Origin of the sequence: Chitinophaga chungangae (assembly GCF_017742215.1) — a bacterium.
GTDB classification, from domain to species: domain Bacteria; phylum Bacteroidota; class Bacteroidia; order Chitinophagales; family Chitinophagaceae; genus Chitinophaga; species Chitinophaga chungangae.
Genome location: NZ_JAGHKP010000003.1, coordinates 1,120,240 through 1,137,242, shown reverse-complemented (window position 1 = coordinate 1,137,242; position 17,003 = coordinate 1,120,240). Strand labels below are relative to the sequence as shown.

The following is a 17,003-nucleotide window of genomic DNA, read 5'->3' as shown; positions in this document are numbered from 1 at the left end:
TACAATCGTGATCCTTTTCCCCAATTGTAAAATCAATCTTGGTTTACATATCCTGCACAGGCGGGAAGACGGCTTTCATGACCTGGAAACGGTATTTTATCCTTTGCCCCTGCAAGACGCGCTGGAGGTGATCACCGCAGGGGAAAACATTTTTTCGCACAGCGGTATCGAGATCCCCGGCGATGCAACAGACAATCTTTGCAATAAAGCCTATGCCCTGCTGAAGGCAGACTACCCGCAGCTGCCGGCCGTGCACATCCATCTTCACAAACATGTACCTATCGGGGCTGGCTTGGGCGGCGGCTCGGCAGACGGCGCCTTTATGCTTAAAGCATTGAATATCAAATACAACCTGGATATACCCGAAGAAAAACTGGAAGCTTATGCGGCGCGGCTCGGCAGTGATTGTCCCTTTTTCATCCGCAACCGGCCCTGTTTCGCGACGGGGCGGGGCGAGGTGATGGAGCCCTGGGAGTTGGACCTGTCGGGTTATTCCTTTTTGCTGGTGCATCCGGGAATACATGTGAATACTGGCTGGGCGTTCGGGCAGCTTACGCCGGGCAGGCCGGAAACGGGGTTACGGGAAGTGGACTGGAAAGATGTGAGCAGCTGGAAGGGAATGTTGACGAACGATTTTGAGGGGCCGGTGTTCAGGGAGTACCCGGCGATCCGGAACATCAAAGAAAAAATGTACCGTGCGGGGGCTGTTTACGCTACGATGAGCGGGAGCGGTTCGGCGGTGGTGGGAATATTTCCGAAGGGAGAATGGCCGGAGGCGGTTTGGGAGGGGCATTACAGGGTGTTTAAACTTTAAGGGTATTTTTACACAATTGATGCATTAGATTGATTTTCAAGCAATTGAACTTCTTGTCGAACGGGCACAAAAAAACCGGCTACTGTGGTAACCGGTTTATTATTTTGGAGAGAATAAGTGCTTATTTAACAGAAGCGATAAGGCTTTTGAAAGTTTCGGGCTCATTCATTGCCAGGTCAGCCAGTACTTTTCTGTTGAGGCCGATGTGTTTTTCTGACAATTTATGAATGAACTGGGAGTAAGTCATTCCTTCAGCGCGGGCCGCAGCGTTAATACGGGCGATCCACAGGGTGCGGTATTCTCTTTTCTTCAGTTTGCGGCCTACGTAGCTATAGGTAAGGCCTTTCTCCAGAACGTTCTTCGCTACGGTATATACGTTTTTACGTTTACCATAGAAGCCTTTGGCCTGTTTTAAGATCTTTTTCCTTCTGGCTCTGGACGCAACTGCGTTTACTGAACGAGGCATGTTATGCTTTTTAAAACTTGTTTAATAAATTGGATTCAATTAGCGAAGTACGAGCATACGCTTCACCAGGTTCAGATTGGCGTCGGCCACCAGGCTACTTCCTCTCAGAGAACGTTTTCTTTTGTTGGACTTTTTAGTCAGCAAGTGACTTTTATAAGCCTTCGGGCGTTTGATAGCGCCGCTACCGGTCACCGTAAACGTCTTCTTCGCACGGCTATGAGTCTTTACTTTAGGCATCTTACTACGAATTTGGTCTGCAAAGGTAGGTAATTATTTTTTAAATAACATATTCTATCAAAAAAAATTGAAACCTTTCCCGAAACAACGAAAAAAAGTTAACAAATTTTCCACGGGATTAAAGACTTGACTTTCAAGTCACTCATACAATATAAACATCATATAACTGTTTTTTCACACTCTCGAGAGAAATTCATATTTTTGAATTGTCTATATTATCATTAATTTTAATTTCAGTTTAGTTGAAATGTGTGCAAACCGGCAGACTATACCTATTGAAAGAACCGAATATCGAATAACCGAAGCCTATGAAAACGATCCTTTACACCTGTGATCATCTGCGCAGCATCCGGCGCAGCTTATTGTCTCAAACAATTTCTGTTAAAACGGCCAATCCTCCGGCATTCCGAAGGAAATGACCGCCCGTGCAGCCTATCACCTGCAACGGACTTGTTTCACTTAATTGTTTGCTACAATGAGAAGATTTTTACTCCTTATACTATTTACACTAACAGGCTTGAGGGCCTTTTCGCAGGTTATCAACGACGATACCCGCCGCCCTTTCATGACAGCCCCCGCAAGGGTCTGCAGTGGCGCCTACGCCTCGGTTCACGCCTGGTTGCAGAATATTGACGGCGTCTGGCAGAACGGAGGATGGCAATATCCCAAAACCTCGGTGGACAGCGTCCGCTGGACCATCGATCTGCCAGTAGGCCCGACTGTCGTATATAGCGAGCCGCGCGGCCCGAACCCAATAGTGAGATGGATCGCTTCCAACAGCGAATCCATGACCTTCAATGTTGAAGAAATAGGTACTTACACGATAACGGCAAGAATATATAAAGGCACCGTTCGCGTAAACGGCGTATGGGTACCTGCTTACGCTGAAGTTACCAGGACCTTCGTTGCCGAAAGTTGTGAGATGGAAGTGTGTGAAGGTACTTTCACGCCATCGACGAACTTTAAAGAGACGTTCGGCAATTTTACCGTTAACGGGCCGGCCAGGGCTTTACCCGCGCCTGCCACCATCGATTACATTTTCGACGGCGACGGCGAACTGAAAGACAACTATTACGCTATTCACTACAGCGCCAAGCTTGGCGGTAAAAATGAATGGGGCGATATATTCGACCATACCAACGACGGATATGGCGGCATGCTCATCGCCAACTCATCCGAAGAGCCACGGTCTTTTTACAGAAGAACCGTAACAGGCCTTTGTCCCGGCGCGAAATACAACTTTTCCGCCTGGTTCATCAACCTGAACTCCTTAGGCGTATTGAATAATGTCTGCGAAAACTGGAACAGCAACTACCGGTACGCAGGCGTTACCTTCATTGTAAGAAACGCGACAAACAACGCCGTCATCGGTCAGTTCAATACGAACGACGTATCGATGGACCTTTCCATTAATAATGGCGGAGACCAGCGCATGACCGGCTGGCAGCAGTTCGGCGGTACCGTAACCTTAGGGCCCGGTGAAACGAACGTGGTCGTTGAGATCAGGAACAATAACCCCGGCGGTTGCGGTAACGACATCGCGGTAGACGACATCGAATTCGTATTCTGCGCGCCCAAAATTTATTCCTATATCGACGGTCTGGGTGTGGAAGAAGACCAGGTGTGCCCTGGCGCCGAACTGAACGTGACCTCGGTTATCCAGCCTGCGGACTATTTCACCAATCCTGTTTACCGTTGGGAGTTCAGCAAAAATGGTGCTCCTTATACAACGGTCAACGAGCCCGGTTATACCGGTGTAAATACCCCCGTGCTGCATATCGGCCCGGACGTGCTGCAGGAAGGAGATGTGATCAGGTACCAGCTGATGGTGATTGAAGCGGGCAACCTCTCGGGGGGAACGTGTTATACGCCATCGAACCGGGTAACCATTTCGGTGGCCGAGCTGCCGAAGATCAACGCCACCAGGGATTCCCTGTGCCGTGGCGATTCCACGATCCTGACGGCCACTCCCCTGGAGTCGCCGGGCGTCGTCGGTTACGAAACCTTTACGTGGACCGGCCCGGATATATTGCCATGGCCGGGGCCAGGCCTTCAGCCGAAGAACCAGATCCTGATCAGGCCGTCGGTAACGAGCCAGTATAATGTAACCGGTAGTATACAATATGGTGCGTACGTAAACGGGCAGCCGCGCGTATGTACCAAAAAAGACAGCATCATGATCACGGTGGACCAGCCACCTGTTGTGGAGCTTGGACCCGATCAGCTGCTATGCGTGAACGAACCGCTGACGCTCGACGCGGGCGCGGCCAATGCCGGTTTTGACATCACCTGGCAGCCGGGCAACCTGCATACGCAGGCCATTAATATTACAGCGCCTTCTACGGCGGTTACGCAGGAATATAAAGTGAACGTGCGCAACGGCCAGTGTACGGTGAGGGATTCCGTGAAGATCACCGGCGCGGTGGTTACGCCCGCGGGGATCAATGCGATCACCAATTACTGCGCGGACGTTGCTCCCAACATCAACCTGAGACCGGTTACGCCGATCGACCCGGGCGAAACACCGCCTCATATCGTGACCTGGACCTTCGTTGGCCCCAATCACGGCGCCACGCTGGTGACGACCAACCCGGTAGACGCTCCCAACAACCGCCAGCTGCGCACAATGCCGCTCAACACGCCGGTAACCGTGCGGCTGAGCATACAGGTAAGCGGCACCGATTGTATCAGCACAGACGAAAAGACATTCCTCGTAGAATCCGTGCCCAATGCGGTGGCGAGAGACCTGGCGCAATGTACCAACGTGTTCACGCTGGATGCGGACCCGGTGAAAGATACGAGCATGACGGGCACCTGGACGGTGATTTCGGGCGATGTGACCATCGCTCCCGCCGATATTCATAACCCGAATGCGACCGCTACGATCAACAACGGCCCGCAAACCGCGATGCTTCGCTGGACGGTCACAAAAAACCGTCCCGGTTCCACCTGTGCGCCCCGTTCAATAGATATCATCCTCGATTTTGCCGAGCCTCCGACCATCTCGGTTGATTCCAATATCGACGAATGCCGCGACGGCGCCGGCCAGTTCGACCTGCCCTGGACTTCCACCAACGATCCCGAGCAATTCGACCTGGAAGCGGTGGGCGCCAACCCGATGCCGGGCTTCTCAAACATTACCGACGAGCCCCTGTACGCAACGGACGGAACGCTGAGCATCCCCTACCCTGCGGGTGTTGCGCCGGGCGTATATACCTTCCTGATCCGCGCTGAAAAGATGACGATGACCGGTGAGATCTGTGCTTCCGAATCTTTCTTCACGGTAACGATCAATACGCCTTCCACTGCGCCGACAATTACGCTGCCTACGCCGAACATCTGCGCCGGTTCTTCGGCCACGTTAACGATCAACGGCGGCTCATTGGGCTCAAATGCCCAGTGGGTATGGTACCGCGGCAATTGCACGACAGGCACGGAAATCGCAAGAGGCGTCACTTCCATCAATGTAAACCCGAGCACTACCACTACCTATTCAGTGAGAGCGGAAGGCCCGATGGCTTGCGGCAATTCAACCTGCGTATCTTCCACGGTAACCGTGTACCAGATGCCCGTTGCCGCTCAGGCAGGCGCGGACCAGGAACACTGTAACAACGCGACCTTCAACATGACTGCCGACGCGCCTAGCATTGGAGGCGCACAAGGCACCTGGACGGTAGTGCCGGCGGGTATTGCCATCAGCGATATTCATAACAGGAACGCGATCGTGACCGTGCCTGCAGGCACAACTGCAACGCTGACATGGACCATCACCAATGGCCCCTGTACCTCAACGCCAGACGACGTTGTGTTAATTAACAGGAACCCGATCGCAAATAATACCATACAACAAAACCAGGTGCTTTGTCCGCCCAACACCACGCCTGCCGAACTTACCGGCACAGCGCCAACCGGCGGCACCGGCGCCTATACCTATCAATGGCAGCGCAGCGCCAGCGCCACCGGCACCTTTACGAACATCGGCGGCGCCACCGGTGCTACCTATCAGCCTGGTGCTTTAACGGTCACTACTTATTACAGGAGAACCGTTACTTCCGGCGCCTGTACTTCCAACAGCAACGTAATTGAAGTAAAAGTGGCTGCAGTGCCTGAATTCACTATTACAGACCCTGTATCCGCCTGTAACGCGTCCGGTAAATTTGAAGTGCAATATGCCATTATTTCCGGGGCGCCCAACCGTTACGACCTGTTGGCAATCCCCGGTTACGAGCTGCCCGGTTTCACCGATCTGTTCAATCAAAGTTTCTCGGGCGGACAGATCACTATCAACTACCCGCCTACCACGGCCGCCGGGGAATACCGGTTCAGGATCGTGATGCGGAATGCAGACGGTTGTGAAAAAGCGGATACTTTCACCACCACGCTTGAATCGTTATCCATCCCGGCATGGATCGAAATAACGCCGAGCAGGATCTGCGAAGGCCAGACCGTTACCCTTACCGCAAAAGGCGGCACGCTCGGTTCCAATGCCGAGTGGGTGTGGTACCAGGATAATTGTGGCGCGGGTACTTCCATCGGAACCGGCACCTCCATTACCTTCCAGCCTACGGAAACCACTACTTTTGCCGTGAGGGCGGAAAGCGACAGGGCTTGTAAAAATACTGACTGCGCCACCGCGACCATTACTGTAGACAAAATGCCCGATGCGGCCAATGCCGGTCAGAACCAGGAGCATTGTAACGATGCTACTTTCATCATGGACGCTACCGTTCCGAATATCGGCACCGGTACCTGGACGGGGCTTACTCCCGGCATGACCATCAGCGACCTGCATGATCCGAAAGCGACCGTTACGCTGCCAGCCGGCCAGACCGCAACGCTTACCTGGACCGTAACGAACAATACCTGTACAACCCCGGGCGATAACGTCGTGCTTATTAACCGCGACGAGATCGGGAATAATGTTATCCAGCAGGACCAGGTAATTTGTCCCAATACGCAACCCAGCCAGCTGACAGGCGCGGGTGTGCCTTCAGGCGGCAGCGGCACTTATACTTATGAATGGGAATACAGCACTACCAGCGCCACAGCTGGTTTTACAACCGTTCCTTCCGCTACCGGCAGCATTTTCCAGCCGCCGGTGTTAACACAGACCACCTGGTATCGCAGGATCGTGAGATCTGGTACGGAATGCGAAAGCATCAGCAATGCCGTGGAGATCACGGTGTCTACCGTACCGCCTTCCGTGAGCAGTACGCCTCCTCCTGTAACTACAGCTTGCGTGAGCGGGACGGACTATACGACGTTGTTCGGTACGCCGACCTTCAGTCATCCCCTGGGCCTTGCGCTGACCACCACTTACAGGGATTCAACGGCAGCGCAGACCTGCGGCTTTACGATCACGCGCATCTGGACGGCTGAAGATCCTTGCGGGAGAACGGTTGAAACGCGCCAGACGATCACCGTGACGGATAATACGCCGCCTGTGTTTAATACGCCTTTGCCTGTGGATATGACGGTGGAATGCAGCGCAATCCCTGTCCATAATGATTTGACGGCTACTGATGCTTGTAGCGGGCTGATAACTGCGACCAAACGCCAGGATACGATCCGTGCAGCGAATGCTTGTCCCAATAATTACCAGCTTCGCCGTGTATGGATCGCTACGGATGCTTGCGGGAACGAGGATTCTGTGATACAGATCATCACGGTACAGGATACACGTCCTCCTGTGTTCGATTCTCCTGCCCCGGCCAATGTAACTGTTGAATGTAGCGCCATCCCCGTTCAAGGTGATCTGACGGCTACTGATAACTGTAATGGCCTGGTAAGAATTACCAAACGCCAGGATACCATCCGCGCAGCCAACGCTTGTCTGAACGACTACCAACTGCGCCGCGTATGGATCGCCCGCGACACTTGCGGCAACCGTGATTCCGTGATACAGATCATCACGGTGCAGGATACAAGACCTCCTGTGTTCGATTCTCCTGCCCCGGCCAATGTAACCGTGGAATGTAGCGCTATCCCTGTTCAGGGTGATTTGACCGCAACCGACAACTGTAATGGCCTGGTGAGAATTACCAAACGCCAGGATACCATCCGCGCGGCCAACGCTTGTCTGAACAACTACCAGCTTCGCCGCGTATGGATCGCCCGCGACACCTGCGGCAACCGTGATTCCGTGATTCAGATCATCACGGTGCAGGATACCCGCCCGCCGGTATTTGATTCTCCGGCTCCGGCTAACATCACCGTGGAATGTAGCGCCATCCCTGTTCAGGGTGATCTGACGGCAACCGACAACTGTAATGGCCTGGTAAGAATTACCAAACGCCAGGACACCATCCGTGCCGCCAACGCTTGTCTGAACGACTACCAACTGCGCCGCGTATGGATCGCCCGCGACACCTGTGGCAACCGTGATTCCGTGATTCAGATCATCACGGTGCAGGATACAAGACCTCCCGTGTTCGATTCTCCTGCTCCAGCTAACATCACCGTTGAATGTAGCGCTATCCCTGTTCAGGGCGATTTGACCGCTACTGATAACTGTAATGGCCTGGTAAGAATTACCAAACGCCAGGACACCATCCGTGCCGCCAACGCTTGTCTGAACGACTACCAACTGCGCCGCGTATGGATCGCCCGTGATACCTGTGGCAACCGTGATTCTGTGATTCAGATCATCACGGTACAGGATACCCGCCCGCCGGTATTTACAACACCGGCTCCGGCCAACATCACCGTTGAATGTAGCGCGATTCCTGTTCAGGGTGACTTGACCGCTACTGATAACTGTAATGGCCTGGTGAGGATCACCAAACGCCAGGACACCATCCGTGCGGCAAACGCTTGTTTGAATAATTATCAGCTTCGCCGCGTATGGATCGCCCGCGACACCTGCGGCAACCGTGATTCCGTGATACAGATCATCACGGTGCAGGATACAAGACCTCCTGTGTTCGATTCTCCTGCCCCGGCCAATGTAACCGTGGAATGTAGCGCTATCCCTGTTCAGGGTGATTTGACCGCAACCGACAACTGTAATGGCCTGGTGAGAATTACCAAACGCCAGGATACCATCCGCGCGGCCAACGCTTGTCTGAACGACTACCAACTGCGCCGTGTGTGGATCGCACATGACACCTGCGGCAACCGTGATTCCGTGATTCAGATCATCACCGTGCAGGATACACGCCCGCCGGTATTTGATTCTCCGGCTCCGGCTAACATCACAGTGGAATGTAGCGCCATCCCTGTTCAGGGTGATCTGACGGCAACCGACAACTGTAATGGCCTGGTGAGAATCACCAAACGCCAGGATACCATCCGTGCCGCCAACGCTTGCCCCAATAACTACCAACTGCGCCGCGTATGGATCGCCCGCGACACCTGCGGCAACCGTGATTCCGTGATACAGATCATCACGGTGCAGGATACAAGACCTCCTGTGTTCGATTCTCCTGCTCCAGCTAACATCACCGTTGAATGTAGCGCGATCCCTGTTCAGGGCGATTTGACCGCTACCGACAACTGTAACGGCTTGGTGAGGATCACCAAACGCCAGGATACCATCCGTGCCGCCAACGCATGTCTGAACAACTACCAACTCCGCCGTGTGTGGATCGCTCGTGATACCTGTGGCAACCGTGATTCCGTGATACAGATCATCACGGTGCAGGATACAAGACCTCCTGTGTTCGATTCTCCTGCCCCGGCCAATGTAACCGTGGAATGTAGCGCGATCCCTGTTCAAGGAGACTTGACCGCTACTGATAACTGTAACGGCTTGGTGAGGATCACCAAACGCCAGGATACCATCCGTGCCGCCAACGCATGTCTGAACAACTACCAACTCCGCCGCGTGTGGATCGCTCGTGATACCTGTGGCAACCGTGATTCTGTGATACAGATCATTACGGTTCGAGATACCCGCCCGCCGGTATTTACAACGCCGGCTCCGGCCAATATCACCGTGGAATGTAGCGCCATCCCTGCCCAGGGAGACCTGACTGCAACCGACAACTGTAATGGCCTGGTGAGGATCACCAAACGCCAGGATACCATCCGTGCCGCCAACGCATGTCTGAACAACTATCAGCTTCGTCGCGTGTGGATCGCTCGTGATACCTGTGGCAACCGTGATTCTGTGATACAGATCATCACGGTACAGGATACCCGCCCGCCGGTGTTTACAACACCGGCTCCGGCCAACATTACCGTTGAATGTAGCGCCATCCCTGCCCAGGGAGACCTGACTGCAACCGACAACTGTAATGGCCTGGTGAGGATCACCAAACGCCAGGATACCATCCGTGCCGCCAACGCATGTCTGAACAACTACCAACTCCGCCGTGTGTGGATCGCTCGTGATACCTGTGGCAACCGCGATTCCGTGATTCAGATCATCACCGTGCAGGATACAAGACCTCCTGTGTTCGATTCTCCTGCCCCGGCCAATGTAACCATTGAATGTAGCGCCATCCCCGTTCAAGGAGACTTGACCGCAACCGACAACTGTAATGGCCTGGTGAGGATCACCAAACGCCAGGATACCATCCGTGCCGCCAACGCATGTCTGAACAACTATCAGCTTCGCCGCGTATGGATCGCCCGCGACACCTGTGGTAACCGTGATTCTGTGATTCAGATCATCACCGTGCAGGATACCCGCCCGCCGGTGTTTACAACGCCTGCCCCGGCTAATGTAACCGTGGAATGTAGCGCCATCCCTGTTCAGGGAGACCTGACCGCAACCGACAACTGTAATGGGCTGGTAAGAATTACCAAACGCCAGGATACCATCCGTGCCGCCAACGCTTGCCCCAATAACTACCAACTGCGCCGCGTATGGATCGCACGCGATACCTGTGGCAACCGTGATTCTGTAATTCAGATCATCACGGTACAGGATACACGTCCTCCTGTGTTCGATTCTCCTGCCCCGGCCAATGTGACCGTGGAATGTAGCGCCATCCCTGTTCAGGGTGATCTGACTGCAACCGACAACTGTAATGGCCTGGTAAGAATTACCAAACGCCAGGATACCATCCGTGCCGCCAACGCATGTCTGAACAACTACCAGCTTCGTCGCGTATGGATCGCCCGCGACACCTGTGGCAACCGCGATTCCGTGATACAAATTATCACGGTACAGGATACAAGACCGCCAGTATTTGATTCTCCGGCTCCGGCCAATGTAACCGTTGAATGTAGCGCCATCCCTGTTCAGGGAGACTTGACGGCTACTGATAACTGTAATGGGCTGGTAAGAATTACCAAACGCCAGGACACCATCCGTGCCGCCAACGCATGTCTGAACAACTACCAACTCCGCCGCGTGTGGATCGCTCGTGATACCTGTGGCAACCGTGATTCTGTGATACAGATCATCACGGTTCGAGATACCCGCCCGCCGGTGTTTACAACGCCTGCCCCGGCTAATGTAACCGTGGAATGTAGCGCCATCCCTGTTCAGGGTGATCTGACTGCAACCGACAACTGTAATGGCCTGGTAAGAATTACCAAACGCCAGGATACCATCCGTGCCGCCAACGCATGTCTGAACAACTACCAGCTCCGCCGTGTGTGGATCGCACGTGATACCTGTGGCAACCGCGATTCCGTGATTCAGATCATCACGGTTCGAGATACCCGCCCGCCGGTGTTTACAACGCCTGCCCCGGCTAATGTGACCGTGGAATGTAGCGCCATCCCTGTTCAGGGCGATTTGACCGCAACCGACAACTGTAATGGGCTGGTAAGAATTACCAAACGCCAGGATACCATCCGTGCCGCCAACGCATGTCTGAACAACTACCAGCTTCGTCGCGTATGGATCGCCCGCGACACCTGTGGCAACCGCGATTCCGTGATACAAATTATCACGGTGCGCGATACCCGTCCGCCTGTGTTCACAACGCCTGCCCCGGCCAACACTACGGTGGAATGTAGCGCCATCCCTGTCCAGGGAGACCTGACCGCAACCGACAACTGTAATGGCCTGGTAAGGATCACCAAACGCCAGGATACCATCCGTGCCGCCAACGCCTGTCTGAACAACTACCTGCTCCGCCGCGTATGGATCGCCCGCGATACCTGTGGCAACCGCGATTCCGTGATTCAGATCATCACCGTTCGCGATACCCGCCCGCCCGTATTTACAACGCCTACCCCGGCCAACGTGACAGTGGAATGCAATAACATTCCTGTTCAGGGGAACATGTCCGCTACCGACAACTGTAACGGCCTCGTAACCATGACCAGGCGCCAGGATACCATCCGCGCAGCCAATGCATGCCTGAATAACTACCAGCTGCGCCGCGTGTGGATCGCTGCCGATGTGTGCGGCAACCGCGATTCCGTGATACAAATCGTTACTGTACGCGATACCCGCCCGCCGGTATTTACTACACCAGCCCCGGCTAACATAACGGTTGAGTGCAGCAGCATCCCGGTTCATGGAGACCTGTCCGCTACCGACAACTGTAACGGCCTCGTAACCGTGACCAAACGCCAGGATACCGTTCGCGCGCCGAACGCCTGCCGGAACAATTACCAGCTCCGTCGCGTATGGATCGCCCGTGACATCTGCGGCAACCGTGATTCCGTGATACAGATCATCACCGTACAGGATACACGCCCGCCGGCGTTCACCATCGCCACCCCGGCCAACGTGACCGTAGAATGCAGCAACATTCCGACCATGCCGGACCTCGCTGCGACCGACAATTGCAGTCCCGCCGCATCCGTGAGGATTCTGAAAAACGAGATCAGGCAGAATATTCCCGGCGCATGCGCCAACAATTACCTGCTGATCCGCACCTGGACGGCGCTGGACGAATGCAACAACGCGAGAACGGTAACGCAGACCATCACTGTGGTAGACCGTACAGCACCTGTATTTACTTCTACCATCCCGGCCAATGTAACAGTGGAATGCAGCAACATCCCGTCTGCGCCGGAGATGACCGCAAGGGACAATTGCAGCGCTACCAACAGGATCACGATCACATACAACGAAACCCGCGTGAATATCCCGGGCGCCTGCGTGAACAATTATCAATTGCGCAGGACCTGGACCGCCACCGACGAGTGTGGCAACTTCACCACCGCCGTACAGATCATCACCGTACGCGATACAACGCCGCCGGTATTCAGCGCCCCCGCTCCCGCCAACATCACCGTTGAGTGCGACGCAGTGCCCGCTCAGCCCGATATGACCGCTACGGACAACTGTTCCGGCATCGTGAACATCACCAAAGCGGAACAGCGGATTGACAGCAGCTGCGCCAACACTTACCGCCTCATCCGCACCTGGACGGCAACGGACGTATGCGGCAATAGCAGGACCATCACGCAAACGATCATCGTGGCAGACCGTACCAAACCGGTGTTCACCAGCATGATCCCGCGCGACACCACTGTGAACTGCGACGCCATCCCTGTTGCTCCGGTAATGACCGCGAGAGACAATTGCGCGCCTGCCGTAAGCATCACTTACGACGAACAGCATATCGACAACCCGGGCGCCTGCGCGAACAATTACCGCCTGCTGCGCACCTGGACGGCCAACGATGGCTGCGGCAACATGACCCGTGTGCTCCAGATCATCACCGTACAGGATACGACCAGGCCGGCGTTCACCACCGCGATACCGCGCGATACCACCGTGAACTGCGACGGCATCCCGATGCAGCCGGTGCTGAACGCTACCGACAATTGCAGCACTGCTGCGGGCGTAAGGGTAACAAGAGCGGAACGCCGTGAAAACATCCCCGGCACCTGCGCGAACATCTACCGCCTCATCCGCACCTGGACGGCCGTGGACGAATGCGGCAACACCGCCATCGGCACGCAGGTGATCACTGTGCAGGACACTACCAAACCGGTGTTTACCCTGCTCGTACCTGCCGATGTCACCGTGGAATGCAGCAGCATCCCGGCGATGCCCACGCTGACCGCTACCGACAACTGCAGCCAGACGGCAAGAGTGACCATCACCCGCGCCGAACGCACTGAACAGATACCGGGCGCAACCTGCGCGAACAACTACCGCCTGATACGCACCTGGACGGCTACCGACGAGTGCGGCAACAGCGCCACCGTAACGCAGGTGATCACCGTAACAGATACCACCGCGCCCACATTCACCATGCCTGTACCGGCAGATGCCACCGTGGATTGCAACAACATCCCGGCACAGCCGCAGCTGACCGCAACAGACAACTGCAGCGCCACCAACCGCATCACGGTAACAAGAGCGGAACGTCGGGAAGACATACCCGGCGCCTGCGTGAACAATTACCGTTTGATCCGCACCTGGACCGCTACAGACGAATGCGGCAACGCGAGAACGGTAACACAGACCATCACCGTTCAGGATACCACCAGGCCGAACTTCACCGTGTCCATCCCCGCGGATGCCACTGTAGAATGCAGCGCGATACCTGCCATGCCTGATCTGAACGTGACCGATAACTGTACGCCTTCAAACCGTGTGACCGTTGTGAAAGCAGAACGCCGTGAAGACATTCCGGGCGCCTGCGCGAACAACTACCGCCTGGTACGCACCTGGACGGCTACCGACGAATGTGGTAACAGCAGGACGGTTGAGCAGGTACTGACCGTAACAGACCGCACCGCGCCAACATTCACCGTAACCAAACCGGCTGACGCCACCGTGGAATGCGATGCGATACCGGTACAGCCCGACCTCGCCGCAAGCGATAATTGCAGCATGGCCAATAATGTAGTGGTGGTGAAAGCGGAACGCCGTGAAGACATCCCCGGCGCCTGCGCGAACAATTACCGCCTGATCCGCACCTGGACCGCTACCGACGAATGCGGCAACAGCACGACAATTCAACAGGTACTGACTGTGGCAGACCGCACCGCACCGGTGTTCACCACTACGGTACCGGCCGATGTAACGGTAGATTGCGACGCCATCCCGGCAATGCCTGACCTGAACGCTACAGACAACTGTTCTCCGATGAGCCTGAACATTGTGAAGAATGAAGTGCGCGAGAACATCCCTGGCGCCTGCACGAACAACTACCGCCTGATCCGCACCTGGATCGCGACGGACGAGTGCGGCAACAGCACCACCGTAAGACAAGTGGTGACCGTGGAAGACAAGACCGCACCGGTATTCACACTGCAGCCGCCGACCAACATCACCGTAAACTGCGACGAAGTGCCCGCCGCGCCTGTAATGACAGCGACAGACAACTGTTCCGCCAATAATGTGACCATCATGTACAGCTTTACCAAAATGCAGCTGTCCAACGATTGTATCAACAACTACAGGCTCACCCGCACATGGGTGGCTACAGACGAGTGCGGCAACCGCGCCACCGCTACACAGGTGATCACCGTGATAGATACCACCAGACCGGTATTCAACATGGCCGCCCCTGCGGATACAACGGTAAGCTGCGACGCTATCCCCTCGCCCATCAGCATCTCCGCTTCAGACAACTGCAGCATGCCGGGCGCTGTAAGCGTCACCTTCAACCAGGTACGCGAAAACATCCCGGGCGCTTGCGCCAGCAGCTACCGCCTGATCTACACCTGGACGGCCAAAGACGAGTGCGGCAACACCGCCATCATGCGCCAGGTGATCACGGTACGCGATACTACAAGACCGGTGATCGACACGCCGCCTGCCGACATCACGCTCAGCTGCGGGCAAGCCATCCCCACGGGCATGATAGAGCTGAACGCCACAGACAACTGCGACGGCAGCTTCCCGAAAAAAGTGAAATACACCGTCGACCCGTATACGCCTGACCTCTGTAACGGTTACATCATCACCAGGAGGTGGAGCGTTACGGACGAATGCGGCAACGCAGCCCAGGACGTGATCCAGCGCATTATCGTGCTGCCTTGTCCGAAACCTGAGCTGGAAGCCGATGTATTCACCAACTGCAGCAGCACGCCGTTTATCACGCTCAAAACGCGCGGCCGTGTGAACAGGCCGGTATACACCCTCGTAGCGGTAACGCCCGCCAACGCGGTACAGGTACCGATCACATCCACCAACCCGATGTTCAATGTGAACGGCGCCACTTCCGCATCGTTCATTGTAAGGGACGGCCTCACAGGTTGTGTGTCAGACACCATGACCTACGCCATCAACTACCTGAACATGCCGGTGGTGAACCTCGGCAAAGACACCAGCCTCTGCGGCGGCAACGGCATGGTACTGGATGCGGGCCCGGCCAACTTCGGGTACAACATCACCTGGAGCACCGGCGAAACCACCCAGCGCATCAGGGTAACACAGGCCGGAAAATACAAAGTGACCATAAGCAACGGCATGTGTACCGCCATGGATTCGATCGAAGTAAGCGTGATACCGATGCCGCTGATAGACATCCCGGACACCACGATCTGCCGCGGCCAAAGCGTAACGCTCAACGCCACCGTGGATGGCGCGTCCAGCTACTTCTGGAGCACGGGCGCCACTACGCCGGCCATCAACGTAAGCACGCAGGAACGTTTCTGGGTACAGGTGATCAAAAACGGTTGTATCACGATCGATACCATCGACGTGACCGTAAACCCGCCGCCGGATATTACGCTGAGCAGGGATACCACCATCTGCCCGGGCCAGACCGTAATGCTGACCGTAAATACCAACGCGGGACGCATACAATGGGGTACCGGTGAAATGGGTAACTCCATCCTCGTAAGCAGGGCCGGAACATACTCCGTATCAGTGTACAGAGACAATTGCGTGGTGCGTGAATCAGTGAGAGTGGCCGAACGCCCGGACATATCGTTCGATCTCGGCCCGGACCGCATCATCTGCCCAGGCGGAAGCATCATTGTCAACGCCACCCATCCGGATGCGTCCGTTTACCGCTGGAACGACGGAGACCTGAACCCTGTGAAGAGCCTCAGCGTGGGCGGTACGTATAAACTGGGCATCCTCGACCGCTACTGCGACAGGTACCAGGAAGACAGCCTGAAACTGACCATCGCAGGCCCGCCGACGGTGAACCTGGGCAACGACACCATCATCTGTAAAGGCCGCCGCCACGTACTGAAGGCGAACGCTGTGAACGCCACCGCTTATAAATGGAGCAACGGCGCCACCACCAGCTACATCGAAGTGATCGAGCCGGGCACCTACAGCGTGACAGTGTTCAACGATTGTGGCAGCAGTACAGACGAGATCACCATCGATGTAAAAGAATGCGACAGCAAACCGGAAGTACCCAACGCCTTCTCGCCGAACGGAGACGGTAAAAACGACCTGTTCCGTCCCGTGGTAAGAGGCCCGATGTACGACTACGAACTGCGCATCTTCAACCGTTGGGGCGAGCTGGTGTACCTCAGCAAAGACCAGTACCAGGGTTGGGACGGTACTTACAAAGGCCGCCCGGTAGACGTGGGAACCTTCGTATGGTGGCTCACTTACAAGAAAGTAACCAACGGCCCGGCATTCATCATCAAAGGAGACGTGACCGTTGTGAGATAATATTTTCAAACAAAAAACCGATTCTTTCACCGGAA

At 55.3% G+C, this 17,003-nt stretch carries 4 protein-coding genes; 2 read left to right on the top strand and 2 right to left on the bottom strand.

Annotated elements, in window-relative coordinates; translation table 11 throughout:
• Positions 1-7 precede the first annotated feature (7 nt).
• Complete coding sequence (ispE, locus tag J7I43_RS18880) at positions 8-814, top strand: 4-(cytidine 5'-diphospho)-2-C-methyl-D-erythritol kinase (RefSeq protein ID WP_209147415.1); 807 nt, start codon at positions 8-10, stop codon at positions 812-814.
• A gap of 121 nt (positions 815-935) precedes the next feature.
• On the opposite strand, the gene rplT is transcribed toward ispE, so the two are convergent.
• Both rplT and rpmI read right to left on the bottom strand, forming a co-directional pair.
• Positions 936-1,280: a 50S ribosomal protein L20 gene (gene rplT, locus J7I43_RS18875; protein ID WP_120515919.1), complete on the bottom strand. Its 345-nt coding sequence runs from the start codon at positions 1,278-1,280 to the stop codon at positions 936-938.
• A gap of 39 nt (positions 1,281-1,319) precedes the next feature.
• Positions 1,320-1,517, bottom strand: a complete 198-nt coding sequence (gene rpmI, locus J7I43_RS18870; RefSeq protein WP_109700507.1) for a 50S ribosomal protein L35 — start codon at positions 1,515-1,517, stop codon at positions 1,320-1,322.
• Positions 1,518-2,082: 565 nt separating this feature from the next.
• Here rpmI and J7I43_RS18865 point away from each other — a divergent pair.
• Positions 2,083-16,968 (top strand): gliding motility-associated C-terminal domain-containing protein, encoded by a 14,886-nt coding sequence (locus tag J7I43_RS18865; protein WP_209147414.1) that lies wholly within the window; start codon positions 2,083-2,085, stop codon positions 16,966-16,968.
• The last annotated feature ends 35 nt before the right edge of the window (positions 16,969-17,003 follow it).